At 70.9% G+C, this 17,620-nt stretch carries 13 protein-coding genes and 1 tRNA gene; 11 read left to right on the forward strand and 3 right to left on the reverse strand.

All coding sequences use genetic code 11. The features are described 5' to 3' along the window. Positions 1–204: 204 nt before the first annotated feature. Positions 205–480 (forward strand): hypothetical protein, encoded by a 276-nt coding sequence (locus tag OG519_RS10800; protein ID WP_405581822.1) that lies wholly within the window; start codon positions 205–207, stop codon positions 478–480. Positions 481–642: 162 nt separating this feature from the next. Beyond that, positions 643–2,457, forward strand: coding sequence for a glutamine--fructose-6-phosphate transaminase (isomerizing) (gene glmS, locus OG519_RS10805; RefSeq protein WP_405581825.1), 1,815 nt, complete (start codon positions 643–645; stop codon positions 2,455–2,457). 101 nt (positions 2,458–2,558) lie between these two features. Here the strand turns inward: glmS and OG519_RS10810 are convergent, their stop codons facing one another. Then, the gene (locus OG519_RS10810; protein WP_405581828.1) at positions 2,559–3,083 is read right to left on the reverse strand and encodes a universal stress protein; all 525 of its coding nucleotides are present in this window, start codon (positions 3,081–3,083) and stop codon (positions 2,559–2,561) included. A gap of 721 nt (positions 3,084–3,804) precedes the next feature. On the opposite strand from OG519_RS10810, the gene OG519_RS10815 reads away from it, so the two are divergent. From OG519_RS10815 to OG519_RS10830, 4 genes are all read left to right on the forward strand, one after another. Beyond that, positions 3,805–5,106 (forward strand): GlxA family transcriptional regulator, encoded by a 1,302-nt coding sequence (locus tag OG519_RS10815; protein ID WP_405581830.1) that lies wholly within the window; start codon positions 3,805–3,807, stop codon positions 5,104–5,106. Between the two features lie 5 nt (positions 5,107–5,111). Beyond that, on the forward strand, positions 5,112–5,726 hold the full coding sequence (orn, locus tag OG519_RS10820; protein ID WP_405581832.1) for an oligoribonuclease: 615 nt from the start codon (positions 5,112–5,114) through the stop codon (positions 5,724–5,726). Between the two features lie 156 nt (positions 5,727–5,882). Further along, positions 5,883–5,955 (forward strand) — tRNA-His (locus tag OG519_RS10825). A gap of 646 nt (positions 5,956–6,601) precedes the next feature. Continuing rightward, positions 6,602–8,413: a discoidin domain-containing protein gene (locus OG519_RS10830; RefSeq protein WP_405581834.1), complete on the forward strand. Its 1,812-nt coding sequence runs from the start codon at positions 6,602–6,604 to the stop codon at positions 8,411–8,413. A gap of 248 nt (positions 8,414–8,661) precedes the next feature. On the opposite strand, the gene OG519_RS10835 is transcribed toward OG519_RS10830, so the two are convergent. Beyond that, positions 8,662–9,678: an acyltransferase domain-containing protein gene (locus OG519_RS10835; RefSeq protein ID WP_405581835.1), complete on the reverse strand. Its 1,017-nt coding sequence runs from the start codon at positions 9,676–9,678 to the stop codon at positions 8,662–8,664. 33 nt (positions 9,679–9,711) lie between these two features. On the opposite strand from OG519_RS10835, the gene OG519_RS10840 reads away from it, so the two are divergent. Beyond that, the gene (locus OG519_RS10840; RefSeq protein WP_405581837.1) at positions 9,712–10,446 is read left to right on the forward strand and encodes an Lrp/AsnC ligand binding domain-containing protein; all 735 of its coding nucleotides are present in this window, start codon (positions 9,712–9,714) and stop codon (positions 10,444–10,446) included. On the opposite strand, the gene OG519_RS10845 is transcribed toward OG519_RS10840, so the two are convergent. After that, entirely contained in the window at positions 10,443–11,465 is a 1,023-nt protein-coding gene (locus tag OG519_RS10845; RefSeq protein WP_405592629.1) for a LacI family DNA-binding transcriptional regulator, read from the reverse strand. The two genes, OG519_RS10840 and OG519_RS10845, sit on opposite strands and share 4 nt — an antisense overlap. 962 nt (positions 11,466–12,427) lie before the next feature. Between OG519_RS10845 and OG519_RS10850 the strand changes: the two genes are divergently transcribed. From OG519_RS10850 to OG519_RS10865, 4 genes are all read left to right on the forward strand, one after another. After that, positions 12,428–13,777 (forward strand): extracellular solute-binding protein, encoded by a 1,350-nt coding sequence (locus OG519_RS10850; protein WP_405581840.1) that lies wholly within the window; start codon positions 12,428–12,430, stop codon positions 13,775–13,777. Between the two features lie 209 nt (positions 13,778–13,986). After that, complete coding sequence (locus OG519_RS10855; RefSeq protein WP_405581842.1) at positions 13,987–14,940, forward strand: carbohydrate ABC transporter permease; 954 nt, start codon at positions 13,987–13,989, stop codon at positions 14,938–14,940. Positions 14,941–14,943: 3 nt separating this feature from the next. Next, positions 14,944–15,867 carry a carbohydrate ABC transporter permease gene (locus tag OG519_RS10860; RefSeq protein ID WP_405581845.1) on the forward strand — a complete coding sequence of 308 codons (924 nt, stop codon included), beginning with the start codon at positions 14,944–14,946 and terminating at the stop codon, positions 15,865–15,867. 167 nt (positions 15,868–16,034) lie between these two features. Then, on the forward strand, positions 16,035–17,516 hold the full coding sequence (locus OG519_RS10865) for a GH1 family beta-glucosidase (RefSeq protein WP_405581848.1): 1,482 nt from the start codon (positions 16,035–16,037) through the stop codon (positions 17,514–17,516). Positions 17,517–17,620 lie beyond the last annotated feature (104 nt).

The following is a 17,620-nucleotide window of genomic DNA, read 5'->3' on the forward strand; positions in this document are numbered from 1 at the left end:
CGGAAGACCGGCCCATGGAGTCGATTCACCCTGCGATGCCTACCCGCCGAACCGCGCCGGGGCAAGTCGCCGCCGCGCGGGAGCGCCAGCTGCTACCCGCCCGCCCCACATCCATCACCCTTTTGGCGGCCCCTAGCGCGCTGGGGTGCCCGAAATCGGGCAGGATTCTTGCAAAGGCCCGTTGATGCACCCCAGTATCAACGGGTGCTCGAACGCCGGACGCCCCATGAAGACCTGATCGACCACCTGGTGCGCACCACACCGCTGCACCGCGGCGAAGCGGTCCGGGTGGTCCTGGACGTTTTGGCGTACTTCGATGAGACCACCGAGGAGTTCGTCCGCAGAAGACACCGCGAACTCCAGGCGAAAGGCCTGGTCAACGCGGAGATCTTCGAACGGATCGGCGAGGAGCTGCCGCACCGGGCGGTCACCCCGGCCGGACTCTCCCAGCGCCAGCTCCGCCGGATCGTCTACGGCTGACCGGCCACCCCGGCACCGCCAACCAGCACCCACCCCATCGAAGAACCGTGGTCGAAGAACCGCGACGCACCACCCCGCCCACCACCAGGGCATCCCGGCCGGGGCCGCCACCCCGGACCCGCAGGGACGACGTAAGGCGAAGGACGACGGAGAGGGACGACCATGTGCGGAATCGTCGGCTACATCGGCAGGCGTGACGTGGCACCGCTGCTGCTGGAAGGCCTGCAGCGGCTGGAGTACCGGGGCTACGACTCGGCCGGTGTGGCCATCACCGGCAAATCCGGTGAGCTGCGGACGGTGAAGGCCAAGGGCCGGGTCCGCGACCTGGAGGCCCGGATCCCCAAGCGGTTCGCCGGCACCACCGGCATCGCCCACACCCGCTGGGCCACCCACGGCGCCCCGAGCGACGAGAACGCGCATCCGCATCTGGACGCCGAGCAGAAGGTCGCGGTCGTCCACAACGGGATCATCGACAACGCCGGCGAGCTGCGGGCCCGGCTGACCGCCGAGGGCACCGTCTTCACCTCCGAGACCGACACCGAGGTGCTGGCCCATCTGATCGCCCGCTCCTCCGCCGAGACGCTGGAGAAGAAGGTCAGCGAGGCCCTGCGGGCGATCGAGGGCACCTTCGGCATCGCGGTGCTGCACAAGGACTTCCCGGACCGGATCGTGGTGGCCCGCAACGGTTCGCCGGTGGTGCTGGGCATCGGCGAGAAGGAGATGTTCGTCGCCTCGGACGTCGCCGCGCTGGTCACCCACACCCGCCAGGTGGTGACGCTCGGGGACGGCGAGATGGCCACCCTCAAGGCGGACGACTTCCGTACGTACACGACCGAGGGATCGCGGACGACCGCCACCCCCACCACCGTGGAGTGGGAGGCCGAGTCGTACGACATGGGCGGCCACGACACCTACATGCACAAGGAGATCGCCGAGCAGGCCGAGGCGGTGGACCGGGTGCTGCGCGGGCGGATCGACGACCGCTTCTCCACCGTGCACCTGGGTGGCCTGAATCTGGAGCCGGGCGAGGCCCGCCGGGTGCGGCGGATCAAGATCCTCGGCTGCGGCACCAGCTACCACGCCGGCCAGATCGGCGCCGGGCTGATCGAGGAGCTGGCCCGTATCCCCGCCGACGCGGAGCCCGCCTCGGAGTTCCGCTACCGCAATCCGGTGGTGGACCCCGACACGCTGTACGTCGCGGTGTCGCAGTCCGGTGAGACATACGACGTACTCGCCGCCGTACAGGAGTTGAAGCGCAAGGGCGCGCGGGTCCTCGGCATCGTCAATGTGGTGGGCTCCGCCATCGCCCGTGAGGCGGACGGCGGTACGTATGTGCACGCCGGTCCCGAGGTGTGCGTGGTGTCCACCAAGTGCTTCACCAACACCGTGGTGGCCTTCGCGCTGCTCGCCCTGCACCTGGGGCGGATCCGGGACCTGTCGGTGGCCGACGGCAAGCGGATCATCGCGGGTCTGCGCCGGCTGCCCGAGCAGATCGACGAGATCCTCAAGCAGGAGCCGGAGATCCAGCTCCTCGCCCAGAGCTACGCGGACGCCAAGTCGATGCTCTTCATCGGGCGGGTACGGGGCTACCCGGTGGCGCGCGAGGCGTCGTTGAAGCTGAAGGAGGTCAGTTACATCCACGCCGAGGCGTATCCGGCCTCCGAGCTGAAGCACGGGCCGCTGGCGCTGATCGACCCCGGGATGCCGACGGTGGCGATCGTGCCGGACGACGATCTGCTGGAGAAGAACCGGGCGGCCATGGAGGAGATCAAGGCACGCAGCGGCCGGATCCTCGCCGTCGCACACCAGGAGCAGCCGAAGGCCGATCACACGATCGTCGTACCGAAGAACGAGGACGAGCTGGACCCGATCCTGATGGGCATCCCGCTCCAGCTCTTCGCCTACCACACGGCGCTGGCCCTCGGCCGCGACATCGACAAGCCGCGCAACCTGGCGAAGTCGGTCACCGTCGAATAGCCCGCCCGGCGCGCGTCCGGTGCGCCCCGCCATGGGGCGCCCGGCCCACCCGACTACGGGCGTACGAACCCGCGGGCTTACGGACCTACGGACCCACGGACCTACGGGATGACCACGACCGGCCGCTGCGCCCGCCGCGCCAGCCGCCCCGCCACCGAGCCGAAGATCCGCCCGACCAGCCCGTGCGTACCGCCGACCACGATCGCGTCGGCCTCGTACTCCCGGCCGACCTCCTCCAACTCGTGGCAGATGTCGCCGCCGCGCTCCACCAACACCCAGGAGATCTCGGCGAGATGGTCGGCGCACGCCAGCTCCAGGCCGAGGAGTTCGGTGCGGTGGTCGGGGACGTCGACGAAGACCGGGGGTTCGCAGCCGGCCCATACGGTGGCCGGCAGCCGGTTGGCGACATGCACGATGATCAGCGCGGAACGGGTCCTGCGCGCCATACCGACCGCGTAGGACAGGGCGCGCTCGCTGGAGAGCGAACCGTCGAAGCCCACCACGACGCCGTGCCGGAAGGCCGGATCGCAGGCCGGCCGCGGCAGGGACGCGGGCCGCGGCAGTGCCCCGGCGTCGGCGAGCGGCCTGCCTGCGTCGGCGGGTTCGGGAAACTCATGACCGGCCATGATGCGGATTCTCGTCGGCGAAGGCGGCGCTGACGCGCCGAGAAGCGGACAGGACGGTGCCTGTGGGGCAGGCCGCCGCGGCAGCCGGTTTGGGGCAGTTCGCCACTTCCCGTCCCACTCCCTCCAGAGTACGGCCGGCAGGTCCACCTGGACAGACCTGGCGGCGCCTTCACAGGGTCTCGGGTACCCGGGTTTCCAGGAGGATGCCGGAGCGGGGCCGTGAGCGCAACGCCATCCCGCCAACGGGCAGCACGGTTCGGCGCAACGGCGCACCGCGGGGGCGCACCGGTTACAGCCGGTCCTGCCTAGGTCAGCGCGGGGTCACGGGGGTTGCCGGAACGCGGCGGGACGCCTTTTACGCACACCCCGCGGCAGAACGATGATTTTCGGCCAACTTCCGGACGTAGCCGGAGCGTTGGACTTTTGCTCGGCTAACACCTCTGCCACCTGCGGTTCTACGATGCGCGATGACTCGGAAAGTGGTTTCCGAGGCCCGTGTGACGCGAGGCGTACTTCCCAGCGGGCTCTCGGAGTGAAACGCTTCGTGATCGAACGCTTTACGCCACGTTATCTTGTCGACTTACCGTCAGCGGGTGAGCTTGTCACTACCGCCCCACCTGACACAGTAGATTTGATCATGAAGTAACCGCGCGGGGATCAGCGGGGGAGAACGTGCAGGACCGAGAGGACGACGCGTCGATTCGAGGGGGGCTTGAGGTCCATGAGCCAGGAGTCCAGTTCCGGTACGGCGACGGACAGTCCGTCGCAAGCACCATCGGCATCGCCACGCGCCATCCGTAAGCTTTCCGCACGCCGCCGACCGGAAGTCGTCGCGGTGCTGCTCTTCAGTGGCGGACCCATCTTCGAAAGCTCCATACCGCTGTCGGTGTTCGGCATCGACCGGCAGGACGCGGGGGTGCCCCGCTACCGGCTGCTGGTCTGCGCCGGCGAGGAAGGCCCGCTGCGCACCACCGGCGGCCTCGAACTCACCGCGCCCTACGGTCTCGAGGCCCTCGCCAGGGCCGGCACCGTGGTCGTGCCGGCCTGGCGCTCGATATCCCAGGCGCCGCCGCCCGAAGCGCTGGACGCGATCCGCCGCGCCCACGAGGAGGGCGCCCGGATCATCGGGCTGTGCACCGGGGCCTTCGTGCTGGCCGCGGCCGGGCTGCTCGACGGCCGGCCGGCCACCACGCACTGGATGTACGCGCCGACGCTCGCCAAGCGCTATCCGTCGGTGCACGTGGACCCGCGCGAGCTCTTCGTGGACGACGGCGACGTGCTGACGTCCGCGGGCACCGCCGCCGGTATAGACCTCTGCCTGCACGTGGTGCGCACCGACCACGGCGCCGAGGCGGCCGCGGCGCTCGCCCGGCGGCTGGTGGTACCGCCCCGGCGCTCCGACTGGCAGACCGGGCAGCGCCACCTCGACCGGTCTTTACCCGAGGAGATCGGCGCCGACCCGCTGGCCGAGGTCGTCGCCTGGGCGCTCGAACACCTCCACGAGCAGTTCGACGTGGAGGCCTTGGCCGCGCGCGCCTACATGAGCCGGCGCACCTTCGACCGGCGATTCCGCTCGCTGACCGGCAGCGCGCCGCTCCAGTGGCTGATCACCCAGCGGGTGCTCCAGGCGCAGCGGCTGCTGGAGACCTCCGACTACTCGGTCGACGAGGTCGCCGGGCGCTGCGGCTTCCGCTCCCCGGTGGCGCTGCGCGGGCACTTCAGGCGGCAGCTCGGCTCCTCCCCGGCGTCGTACCGCACCGCCTACCGCGCCCGCAGGCCGCAGGACGAACCGGAGCGGCCGCTGCCGGCCCAGGAGCTGCCGGCGCTGCGCCGCGGCCCCGTCTCCCAGATCCTGGCCGCGCCCGCCAAGGCCGACCCGGAGACCTACACCTCGCGGGTTTCGGAGCAGCAGGGCCGCTCCGAGGTGGCGGACACCTCGGGCGTCGCGGCGCGCAACCGGCTGCGGGCCGCACGCGGGCTCGGCGCCGCACTGCCGGGACCTCGTGATCGCCCCGTAGGGTGAGACGTATGAACGACCGGATGGTGTGGATCGACTGTGAGATGACCGGGCTGTCGCTGGCGCAGGACGCGCTGATCGAGGTGGCGGCCCTGGTCACCGACTCGGAGCTCAACGTGCTCGGGGAGGGTGTGGACATCGTGATCCGCCCTCCCGCCGAGGCCCTGGAGTCGATGCCGGAGATCGTCCGGCAGATGCACACCGCCTCCGGGCTGCTCAAGGAGCTCGACGGCGGGGTGACGCTCGACGAGGCGGAGAAGCTGGTCCTCGCCTATGTGCGCAAGCACGTCAAGGAGCCCCGGAAGGCGCCGCTGTGCGGAAACTCGGTCTCCACCGACCGGGGCTTCCTGGCCCGGGACATGCCCGCGCTGGAACAGCACCTGCACTACCGGATCGTGGACGTCTCCTCGATCAAGGAGCTGTCCCGCCGCTGGTTCCCCAGGGCCTACTACAACAGCCCGGACAAGAACGGGAACCACCGGGCGCTCGCCGACATCCGCGAGTCCATCGCCGAGCTGCGCTACTACCGCGAGGCGGTCTTCGTCCCGGCGCCGGGACCGGACACCGACACGGCGCGGGCGATCGCGGCGAAGCACGTGGTGGCCGCGGAGAAGCCCGCCCACTGAGGCGGGCTTGCCTCGGTGCGCCGGCTGTCTTCTAAGGGACATCTGCGGCGCCGGCGGACCTCTGCGGCGCACCGGAAAACCCTGGCGCGACCACCCCGCCCGACCCTGTACACTTTTTCACGCGGCGCCGGTCCACCAGGAAAAGCGCCGCACATGGTGGGTGTAGCTCAGCTGGTAGAGCACCTGGTTGTGGTCCAGGATGCCGCGGGTTCGAGTCCCGTCACTCACCCTGGTGAAGGAAAAGCTCCGGCCCGTGGAAACGGGCCGGAGCTTTTTCGTGCGTCCCTCCGGCCAGAGATCATCCGGCCACCGGCCACCGGCGGAGCCGGTCACCAGCCACCGCCGGACCCGGTCACCAGCCACCGCTCACCAGCCACCGCCCGGCCGCGCGGCGCCGCCCCCCGGGCCTGTCGTAAAGGCGACACCGCAAAACCCCGAGACGGCTGGCGGACGCCCCCACATACACGGCCGTTCACGGCGAAACCGGTAGGAGTGGCACCGCCTCCGCTGTAGTTGAAATCAACACTGGTTGTGACATCGCCCCTGAGTGCGATTGTCTTGATCCGGCCCGGTGATTTGACAGTGCTGTTCACCCCCGGACCCGTGCCCGGTAGCGCTCTCCCACACCGCCGGGTTCGCCCCTTTGATACCGAACGCAGTGCTTTCGCGGGGGCTTCATCCGTTGTGAGTTCACCAATACGCGCTGAACAGGGAGTTGTCCGTTCGAGACTCGAAATCGGCGGTGCGCCAACAGGCCAGTATTGAACAACTTATTGACGGCGAAGTACGCGGCTTGTAAACATCACCTCGCTAGAGAGCGCTCTCAATGGCGCTCCGGCCTCCACCACGGACCCCCACCCGGTTGAGGAGAACACATGTCAGGCAGCACAGCCTCTCTGGTGCGCCGGCGGCCAGGGCGGCACGACAGATCCCGGCCGTATCTGATCATCGCGACGCTGATCGCCGTCGTGGCGGGCATCGCGCTCGTCGTGACCTCGCAGTCCCCGGCCCGCGCGGCCGGCACCTTGCTGTCACAGGGCAAGCCCGCGACCGCCTCCTCCACCGAGAACGCGGGTACGCCCGCGTCCGCCGCCGTGGACGGCAACACCGGCACCCGCTGGTCCAGCGCGGCGGCCGATCCGCAGTGGCTCCAGGTGGACCTCGGCTCGTCGCAGTCCATCTCGCAGGTGACCCTGAACTGGGAGGCCGCGTACGGCAAGGCCTTCAAGATCCAGACCTCGGCCGACGCCACCAACTGGACCGACATCTACTCCACCACCACCGGCACCGGCGGCGTGCAGAACCTGAACGTCACCGGCACCGGCCGCTATGTCCGGATGTACGGGACCGCGCGCGCCACCGCTTACGGCTACTCCCTCTGGGAGTTCCAGATCTACGGCGCCGGTGGCACCACCACCACCCCGCCGCCGACCGGCTGCGGCACCGCCAACGCGGCGCTGAACCGTACCGCCACCGCCTCCTCGGCCGAGAACGCCGCCTCGGCCGCCTCCGCCGCGGTCGACGGCAACACCGGCACCCGCTGGTCCAGCGCCTTCAGCGACCCGCAGTGGCTCCAGGTGGACCTCGGCTCCTCGCAGTCCATCTGCGGGGTCGGGCTGAACTGGGAGGCCGCGTACGCCACCGGCTTCAAGATCCAGACCTCGGCCGACGCCACCAACTGGACCGACATCTACTCCACCACCACCGGCACCGGCGGCGTGCAGAACCTGAACGTCACCGGCACCGGCCGCTACATCCGGGTGTACGGGACCGCGCGCGCCACCGCCTACGGCTACTCCCTCTGGGAGTTCCAGGTGCGCATCGTGGGCACGGTCACCTCGCCGCCGCCCACCTCGCCGCCGCCGGACGACTCGTTCTGGGGCACCACGAGCGACATCCCGGCCGCGCACAACGTGATGGAACTCAAGATCCTCAACCGGACCAACGGCCAGTACCCGGACAGCCAGGTGTACTGGAGCTTCAACGGCCAGGTGCACTCGATCGCGGACCAGCCGTACTTCGACATGCCGGCCAACTCCTCCGGCCGGATGTACTTCTACCTGGGCTCGCCGAACAGTCAGTACTACGACTTCATCGAGTTCACCATCGGCGCGACCGTCTTCAACGGCAACACCACCCGGGTGGACGCCTGGGGTCTGCCGCTGGCGATGCGCCTGCACGCCCACGACGGCTCGGAGATCCAGCTCGGTGACAGCCAGGATCTGTTCAACCAGAGCCGGGACGCGACGTTCGCGCAGTTCCAGGCCGCGGTGCCGCAGCAGTTCAAGGTGCTCGCGCAGACCCAGGCGCCGTACCGGATCATCGCCCCGGGCAGCGACCCGAGCTTCCGGACCGGCGGCGCCAACGCCAACTACTTCACGGCGTACGCCAACTCGGTCGGTGTGAACGAGCCCACCTCGAACATCTTCGGCTGCGCCGGCTCGCTCGCCGGCAACCCGTCGATGTGCGCGGCGCTCAACCGGCACACCGCCACCCTCCCGACGGCCCAGCAGCAGGACCCGACCAAGTTCTACTCGGGTGACCCGGCCAACTGGTACGCCAAGTTCTGGCACGACCACGCGATCAACCACCTCGCCTACGGCTTCCCCTACGACGACGTGGCCGGCCAGGCCGCGTACGCCTCGCAGCAGAACCCGCAGTGGATGGAGATCGCGGTCGGCTGGTAGCAGCCGGCCCGGCACGTGGGGGCTCCGCTCCCCCGCGTGCCACCGCCCCTCATCTCCACGGGCCCCCCACGGCCCCGCAACCCCCCACAAGACCGCCGGGGGCGGCACACGGACACCGCACCAGGTGCCCGCGTGCCGCCCCCGGCGGCATGTCGGGGATCGGATACGGAGGCGCGTACGGCGACGCGTACGGCGACGGTTGGGGAAACAGGTACGGGAACGGTTGTGGGGACGGCTGTGGGGACCGCTCAGAGGGCGAGCCAGCCGCTGGCGGAGTGCCAGTGGCCGCCGGCCCGCAGATGGTCGCCGATGGCCCGTTCGAGCGTCGTACGGCGCGGGAGGCCGGCCGGCGGCAGCTCCGGGTCGCCGAAGACGAAGCCGACCGGGGTACGGTCGTCAGGGGTGGGGTCCGGTTGCCCGGGGTGGAAACGGCGCTGGAACCGCACGATGTTGGACGTCGCCGGAAGGTGCTCGGCGAGTTGCGGGTCGAGCAGCCAGGAGTAGCAGACCGCCACCGGGTACCGCTCGGCGGGGAAGTGCCGGGGGAAGAAGGCGCGGGCCGCGGCGAGGGACGCGTCGCAGGCCTCCGGGGTGAGCGGGCCCCGGAAGTCGGGGATGTGGACCAGCAGTACGGCCGCGCCGGGCCCTGGGAGCAGCCCGGCGGAAGCGAGCGTACGGCCCATGGTGCCGCCGAGCCTGGCCCGTTCGAACTGGAGGCGGCCGAGCTGGTAGAGGGTGCCGCGGAAGGCGCGCAGCAGCCAGCGCGGGTGGAGGACGCCCGGGGTGCCGAACTGGCGCCGGTGCAGGGTGACATGGCGGCCGACGTCGGCGAGGGTGCGGCGGGTCGTCTCGTCCGGCACGCCGTGGTCCCGGTGGTAGGCGCGGGTGTACGGCAAGGTGCCGATCAGCGTGAAGAGGGTGAACCAGCGGGCGGCGGCGCCGAGTTCGGTGGGCAGCTCGGGCAGGTCCGGGCCGAGCGCCGGGCCGCCGCCGGGGCCGCCGTGCGGCAGCCCGATGTCCCGTACCGCCAGGGCCACGCAGCGGTCCAGCAGGGCCGACAGCGCGTCGTCGGCGCCGAGTTCGGCCCGCGCGGCGAGCACCGGGTTGACGTCCTCCGGGGCCACCCCCAGATCGAGCAGCACATCGGCGAGTTCGACACCGCCGGGCACCGCCACCCCGACCCCGGGGGCGTGAGCGTCTTCCAGTGCCCTTACCCACGGGCCGAGTTCGGGGTCCGCGAGCAGCACTTTCCGGGTCTCGGCCATATCGTCACCCTACGGGCGGAGGGTCCTTCCGCCGTGGATCAGCGCGCTGCCGTCACCCCTGGAGCCGCGAGCCGGCCGGCCACCGTGATGACCTCCGGACCGGCCCCGGACCGCGACCGCTCTTCCCGGCCCCCGGATGGCCCTCGACGACGAGCCCGGCCGCACCCGGGAACCCCGCCGGTCCCGGCACGTCCGCGAAGCACAGCGGCCGTCGTCGCAAGCGGGCGGGGCCGGGGTCAGGCCGCGCTCACCGACGACGCCCGGCTGCCGGCCGCCGCCATCGCCGTACGGACCGGCTGTCCGCAGTCGACCGTACGCCGCCGGCTGGCCGCGCTGACCGAAGCGGGGAAGCTCGGCACCCAGGTCGTCATCGACCCCCGCCGCCTCGGGCTGACGATCGACGCGAGCGTGATGCTGCGGGTGCCGCCCGACCACCTCGCCTCGGCAGGCCGGGCGCTCGCCGAACACCCCGCTGTGCACCGGGCGTTCGCCACCTCCGGGGCTTCGAATCTCTACGCGGCCGTCTGGGTGCGGGACCTCGCCGCTCTCTACACCTTCCTCGCCGAGGACTTGACGGGCCTCGGCATCACCCACACCGACACGGCGATCGTCGCCCACGCGGTCAAACGCCCCGGCGGCCGCGCCGCACGCGATCCCTCCCGGGCCGGGTCCGGCCAGACCGGGTCCCGCCAGACGGAGTTCGGCCAGGGCGTGTTCCGCCGGACCGAACTCCGCCAGCCCGACTTCCGCCAGCCCGACTTCCGCTAGACCGAGTCGCGTTGGACCAGTTCGGTCGCCAGGACGACATGGCGGCGGACCGAGGCGCGTTCGGCGATCTCCTCCAGGAGGACCCGGGCCATGGTCCGGCCCATCTCCTCGGTGGGCTGGCGCACCGAGGTCAGCGCGGGGTCCATGTGGCGGGCGATGGCCGAGTCCTCGAAGCCGACCAGGGCCACGTCGTCGGGGACGCGGCGGCCCGTCTCGCGCAGCACCGCGCGGGCGCCGGCCGCCATCAGGTCGGAGGCGGCGAAGACGCCGTCGATGTCGGGGCGGCGGAGGAGCAGTTCGCGCATGGCGCGCCGGGCCCCCTCCTCGGTGAAGTCGCCGCCGCGGACGAGGGATTCGTCCGGGTCGAGGCCGGCCTCGGCCACCGCCTGGTGGTAGCCGTCCAGCCGGGAGCGGGCGACGTACATGTCGAGGGGGCCCGTGATGGTGGCGACGCGGCTGCGGCCCCGCGCGATGAGGTGGGCGACGGCGGCGCGGGCGCCGCCCACGTTGTCGGCGTCGACGTACGAGACGGCTTCGAGGTCGCTGCGGCGGCCGTTGAGTACGGCGGGCATGTCGAGCTGTTCCAGCAGGTCGGGCAGTGGGTCGTCCTCGTGGACGGAGACCAGGAGGACGCCGTCGACCCGGTGGGCGGAGAGGTACTGGGCGAAGCGGGAGCGTTCCTTGGGGGTACGGATCAGGGTGAGCAGGAGCTGCATGTCGGTGTCGGCCAGCTCGGCGCCGATGCCGCGGATGATGTCGGAGAAGTAGGGTTCGGCGAAGAGCCGGGTCTCCGGCTCCGGGATGACCAGGGCGATCGCGTCGGTACGGTTGCCGGCCAGGGCGCGGGCGGCCCGGTTGGGGACGTACCCCAGCTCGGCGATGGCCGCCTCGACCGCCGTCTTGGCGCGGTCGCTGACCCGGGGCGAGCCGTTGATCACCCGCGAGACCGTGCCGCGCCCGACCCCGGCGCGCACGGCCACCTCTTCCAGGGTGGGCCGTCCGCTGTGCCGCCCGTTCATGGCCACTTCCGCCTCCTGCTGGCTTCCTGTCGCGCCACCTTAGCGCCCACGGCGCGCCCCTCCGACAGGGTCATGAGAGCGCTCCCACGATACAAGGAGCGGGCCTCGCCTAGGGCTACCGACCACCACGTCGGCGCGCCCCCAGGGGCGCCCCCGCCCCCACGGGCCACCCCCGGTCAGCCGGCCCCCGCGGCCGCCCAGCCAACGAACCACACCGAGCGCCCCGAGACGCCCTCAGGGGGTGCGGCCGCGACGGGTCAGCGGCCCGGACGGACCGGTCGCCATCAGCCTCGCCCCATCGCCCGGCAAGACCCCGCGGCCAACCGGCAACCTCCGGCGAACGCCGGACGAACTACGCAGCGCCGCCGGACGGTGCACCCGCTCCCGGCTGGTAGGCGCCGCCGGGTCAGTCAGTGGGCAACCCCCCAGCGAGACCCTGCGGGCAGCCCCGTCCAGGTAGCCGCCGCACCGCTCGTCGGCGGAGCCGGTGCCGTCCTGCCCCTGTTGCCGCGGCGCAGCCGCGAGCCGACCGGGCGCCGGGGCGCGGCGGGGTGCCGGGCGGCCCGCCGCCCACCCGCCACCCCGCCGGGCCGGCCGCCCCGTGCCCGCCCGATTGCCGCACCCGTCCGCCCCGGCGGCGCTGCCGCGGCACCGCGCACCGCCCGCCGGCGGAGCCGGTGCCACCCCGTCCAGGTAGCTGCGGCGACGCGCAGCGACGCGCAGCGCGGCGGACGAGGGAGGGGGATGGGAGCCGCGTTCAAGAAGTGATGTTCCGTCCGACCCGGACACGTTCCGGCAACGAAATCGACTTCACGTCTTGACACTGGGGGCTCCCAGGCGTGAGTGTTCCGGAAAGCCTAATGGGAGCGCTCCCACACTGGATCTCCCACCGCCCCTCGCCCGGTGCACTCGGGGGACCCGTACCACCCGCACGCCAGACCCACCCTGACAAGGAGAGTGGAATGCGCACTTCCGGCAGAACCCGCAGGACCGCCGTCATCGCGGTCGCGGGTCTCGCAGCCTGCGCGACCCTGATCACCGGCTGCAGCAGCGACAGCAAGGACTCCGGCGGCGCGGACGGCGGCAAGTCCTCGGCCAACGAGAAGATCACGCTGCACATCGGTGACTTCGGCTCGTTCGGCTATGACGACAAGACCGGCGCCAAGCTCTTCTCCGAGTACCACGCGCTGCACCCGAACATCACCATCGTCGAGGACAACGTCTCCGACAGCGGGGCGTACTGGAACTCCCTCAAACTGCACCTCACCCAGAACTCCGGCCTCGACGACATCCAGGCCATCGAGATCGGCTTCGTCGCCAACGCCACCCAGCCCCAGTACGCCTCGAAGTTCCTGGACTTCAAGACGGTCAAGGGCTTCAACGCCGGTGACTGGCTGGACTACAAGGAGAAGGAAGCCACCACCACCGACGGCAAGGTGATCGGCGTCGGCACCGACGTCGGCCCCACCGCCATCTGCTACCGCAAGGACCTCTTCCAGCAGGCCGGGCTGCCGACCGACCGGGACGCGGTCGCCGCGCTCTGGCAGGGCGACTGGAGCAAGTTCGTCTCCGTCGGGCAGCGGTTCAAGGCGAAGGCGCCGGCCGGGGTGGCCTTCACCGACTCGGCGAGCGGCCTCTTCAACGCGGTGCTGGCCAGCCAGACCCAGCAGTACACCGACGACAGCGGCAAGCTGATCTACGACACCAGCACCGGTGTGAAGACCGCCTGGGACCTCTCCGCGCAGGCGGTGCAGGACGGACTGACCGCCAAGCTCCAGCAGTTCGACGCGAACAACACCTGGAGCGCGGCTTTCAAGACCAACAAGTTCGCCACCCTCGCCTGCCCGAGCTGGATGATCGGCCAGGTCTCGGCCAACTCCGGTCCGGCGAACAAGGGCAAGTGGGACATCGCCCAGCCGCCGCAGGCCGGCAACTGGGGCGGTTCCTTCCTGGCGGTGCCGAAGTCCGGCAAGCACGTGGCCGAGGCCGCCGCGCTGGCGCAGTGGCTGACCGCCGCCGCGCAGGAGGTCAAGGTCTTCCAGAAGTTCGGCAACATCCCGTCGAACAAGGCCGCGCTGAGCGACCCGGCGGTGGCCAACACCACCAACGACTACTTCCCCGGCACCCCGGTCGGCAAGATCTTCACGGCCACCGCCAATGACATCAAGCCGGCCCCGATCGGCCCCAACGACAGCCTGGTGAAGGACACCATCACCCAGAACGGGCTGCTCGACATGGAACAGCGCGGTACCTCGAAGGCCAAGGCCTGGTCGAACGTCGAGGCCCAGGTCAAGGACAAGGTCGGCGAGTAGTCAGACCGGCTCCGGGCCGCCCGGCGGTGCTCCTCCCACGCGCCGGGCGGCCCGCGCCACCCCCTGAACAGCCCGGCGGCCTCGCGCCGCTCCCACCGCTCCCCCGGTCTCACCACCGCTCCCCCGGCTTCGACCCGTCCCACCCCGCTCCCCCGGTCAACCCGCCCCATCCCACCCTCGCCCGCTCCCTTTACCGGAAGGACGCCCTCGTGGCCACCTCCGTCAGGGCGGTGTCCGACGGCCGCCCCTCCGGCTGGCGCAGCAAGCTGTACCGGCTGGACACCAAGGCCTCGCCGTACGCCTACATCGCCCCCTTCTTCCTCTGCTTCGCCGCCTTCGGGCTCTTCCCGCTGATCTACACCGGCTGGCTCTCCCTCAACCGGGTACAGCTCGGCACCAGTGCCCACTGGGTCGGCCTCAAGAACTACACCGAGCTGTGGAACAACCAGTTCTTCTGGACCGCGCTGCGCAACACCTTCACCCTCGGGCTGATCTCCACCGTGCCGCAGCTCCTGATGGCGCTGGGCCTGGCCCATCTGCTGAACTACCGGCTCAAGGCCCGAGGCTTCTTCCGGGTGGCGGTCCTCGCGCCGTACGCCACCTCGATCGCCGCCGCCTCGCTGGTGTTCGTCCAGCTCTTCAACCCCGACTACGGGATGATCAACCAGCTCCTCGGCCACCTCGGCGTGGACCCGGTGCAGTGGTCGTCGTCCAAGTGGCCCGCGCAGATCGCCATCTCGTCGATCGTGACCTGGCGCTGGACCGGCTACAACGCGCTGATCTACCTCGCCGCCATGCAGGCGGTGCCCGCCGATCTCTACGAGGCGGCGGCGCTCGACGGGGCCTCGCGCTGGCGGCAGTTCCTCAGTGTGACGATCCCGTCGATCCGGCCGACCATCTTCTTCACCATCATCGTCTCGACCATCGGCGCCACCCAGCTGTTCGGTGAGCCGCTGATCTACGGCGGCAACAGCAGCTCGGGCGGCTCGGCGCACCAGTACCAGACGCTGAGCCTCTATATGTACGACAAGGGCTGGCAGGTGGGCGAGCTCGGCCAGGCGTCCGCGGTGGCCTGGGTGATGCTGCTGATCCTGCTGCTCATCGGCGCGGTCCAGCTCCTGGTGCTGCGGAGGAACAACAACCGCCGGAAGCTGGGAGGCTGACCGATGGCACAACTCACCCAGCCGGTACGGCCCGCAGGTGCGAGCCGGTCCGCCGCCACCGCCGAGAAGCCGCGCCGCTTCCGGCTGCGCGCGAAAGGCGCGGGCAAGCAGCAGGACGGCGGCCCGGTCGCCTATCTCTTCCTGATCGTCGCCGCGCTGCTCTCGCTCTTCCCGCTCTACTGGACGGTGGTGGCGGCGTCGCACACCGACACCGACATCGTCACGCCGCCGACACCGCTGCTGCCGGGCAGCCACCTGATAGAGAACCTCAAGATCGTGTGGAGCCAGGTCGACATGACCACGGCGCTGATCAACTCCACGATCGTGGCCGGCTGTGTGGCCTTCAGTACGGTGCTCTTCGCGACGCTGGCCGGATTCGCCTTCGCCAAGCTGGAGTTCAGGGGCCGCAACGCGCTGCTGACGATCGTGGTGGCCACCATGACCATCCCGCCGCAGCTCACCGTCATCCCGCTCTACCAGATCATCACCAACGTGGGCTGGGTCGGACACATCCAGTCGGTGATCCTGCCGTCGCTGGTGGCGGCGTTCGGCGTGTTCTTCATGCGGCAGTTCCTCGCCGAGGCGCTGCCGGTGGAGCTGGTCGAGGCGGCCCGGGTGGACGGGGCCAATTCGCTGCGGATCATCTGGCACGTGGTGTTCCCGATCGCCCGGCCGGCGATGGCGGTGCTCGGGATGCTGGTCTTCGTGCAGTCCTGGAACGACTTCTTCTGGCCGTTCATCGCGCTCAACCAGCAGAACCCGACCGTGCAGGTCGCCTTGGCCGGACTGGGCTCCGGCGACCACACGATCGACCACGCGGTGGTGGTGACCGGCGCGCTGGTGGCGACGCTGCCGCTGCTGCTGGTCTTCGCCGTGCTCGGCAAGCAGATCGTCGGCGGCATCACGGCCGGTGCGGTCAAGAGCTGAGCCCGCCGGAGATCTCCGAGAAGGCGCCCGCGCCCCGCACCGCCAGCCGCACCCCCAGTCGCTCCCCCAGCCGCCCCCGCACCCCGCACCCCGCTCCCCGGCCGCCGCCCGGCGCCGCCCCGCCCCCGCTCCCCGACGACCCCTGATTCCCCTTGGAGTCCCCCGCCATGACTGCTGTCCGTTCCGAGAGCCCCGGGCTCTCCGCGAGCCCGGGCTCGCTCCGCTTTCCCCCCGGCTTCGTCTGGGGGGCGGCCACCGCCGCCTACCAGATCGAGGGCGCCGCGGCCGAGGACGGCCGCACCCCGTCGATCTGGGACACCTTCAGCCACACCCCGGGCCGGGTGCTCAACGGTGACACCGGCGACATCGCGGCCGACCACTACCACCTCTTCCGCGACGACGTGGCCCTCATGTCCGACCTGCACCTGGGCGCGTACCGCTTCTCCGTCTCCTGGTCCCGGGTGCAGCCGACCGGGCGCGGTCCGGCCGTACAGCGCGGCCTGGACTTCTACCGTCAGCTCGTCGACGAGTTGCTGGGGCGCGGCATCACGCCGGTCGCCACCCTCTACCACTGGGATCTGCCGCAGGACTTGGAGGACATCGGCGGCTGGACGGTCCGGGACACCCCCGAGCGGTTCGCCGAGTACGCGGCCATCGTGGCCGGCGCGATCGGCGACCGAGTGCCGTACTTCACCACGCTCAACGAGCCGTGGTGCTCGGCGTTTCTCGGTTACGGCTCCGGGGTGCACGCGCCGGGACGCACCGACCCGGAGGCGGCGCTGAAGGCCGTGCACCACCTCAACCTCGCCCACGGCAAGGCGATCGGGGCGCTGCGGGCGGCGCTGCCCGCGACCGCGCAGACCTCGATCACCCTCAACCTGCACCAGATCAGGCCGCTTTCCGCGGCCCCCGCCGATCTGGACGCGGCCCGCCGGATCGACGCGGTGGGCAACCGGGTCTTCCTCGGCCCGATCCTCGGCGGCGAGTACCCGGCCGACCTGCTCGCGGACACCGGGCACCTGGTGAACTGGGAGACGCTGGTCAAGGACGGCGACCTCGCCGAGATCTCCCGGCCCATCGATCTGCTGGGCATCAACTACTACACGCCGACGGTCGTCTCCGACGGCCGGGCCATGGGCCCGGCCGCCGAGCTGACCAGGAACGACGGGCACGGCGCCAGCGACCACTCGCCGTGGCCTGGCTCCGAGCACGTCGCCTTCCACCTCTCGCCCGGTGAGACGACGGCGATGCGCTGGGCGGTGGACGCCAGCGGGCTCTACGACCTGCTGATGCGGATCAAGCGGGAGCACCCCGAGCTGCCGATGATGGTCACCGAGAACGGCGCCGCCTACGACGACTACGTCTCGCCGGAGGGCACGGTCAACGATCCGCAGCGGATCGACTATCTGCGCGGCCATCTGACGGCGGTGCACCAGGCGCTGGCCGAGGGCGCCGACGTCCGCGGCTACTTCCTGTGGTCGCTGATGGACAACTTCGAGTGGGGCTACGGCTACAGCAAGCGGTTCGGCGCCGTCTACGTGGACTTCCCCACCCAGCGGCGCATCCCGAAGCGCAGCGCCCACTGGTACGCGTCGGTGGCGCGCGACAACGTCCTTCCGGATCTCCCGGCGGAGGACGGGAAGTCCTGAGGGGACGAAAAGGAGCGGTACGGCAGACGAGGGTGCTGCCGTACCGCTCCCCGCTCCTCTCCCGTGGGGGTAAGAGAGGAACGCGCTGGGTGGGCCCGTCGAGG

The sequence above is a fragment of the Streptomyces sp. NBC_01190 genome (assembly GCF_045039895.1).
Classification (GTDB): domain Bacteria; phylum Actinomycetota; class Actinomycetes; order Streptomycetales; family Streptomycetaceae; genus Actinacidiphila.

Coding starts and splice junctions, on each gene's coding strand:
- glmS (WP_405581825.1), top strand. CDS start 643: ATGTGCGGAATCGTCGGCTACATCGGCAGGCGTGACGTGGCACCGCTG.
- OG519_RS10810 (WP_405581828.1), bottom strand. CDS start 3,083: ATGGCCGGTCATGAGTTTCCCGAACCCGCCGACGCAGGCAGGCCGCTC.
- OG519_RS10815 (WP_405581830.1), top strand. CDS start 3,805: ATGAGCCAGGAGTCCAGTTCCGGTACGGCGACGGACAGTCCGTCGCAA.
- orn (WP_405581832.1), top strand. CDS start 5,112: ATGAACGACCGGATGGTGTGGATCGACTGTGAGATGACCGGGCTGTCG.
- OG519_RS10830 (WP_405581834.1), top strand. CDS start 6,602: ATGTCAGGCAGCACAGCCTCTCTGGTGCGCCGGCGGCCAGGGCGGCAC.
- OG519_RS10835 (WP_405581835.1), bottom strand. CDS start 9,678: ATGGCCGAGACCCGGAAAGTGCTGCTCGCGGACCCCGAACTCGGCCCG.
- OG519_RS10845 (WP_405592629.1), bottom strand. CDS start 11,465: ATGAACGGGCGGCACAGCGGACGGCCCACCCTGGAAGAGGTGGCCGTG.
- OG519_RS10850 (WP_405581840.1), top strand. CDS start 12,428: ATGCGCACTTCCGGCAGAACCCGCAGGACCGCCGTCATCGCGGTCGCG.
- OG519_RS10860 (WP_405581845.1), top strand. CDS start 14,944: ATGGCACAACTCACCCAGCCGGTACGGCCCGCAGGTGCGAGCCGGTCC.
- OG519_RS10865 (WP_405581848.1), top strand. CDS start 16,035: ATGACTGCTGTCCGTTCCGAGAGCCCCGGGCTCTCCGCGAGCCCGGGC.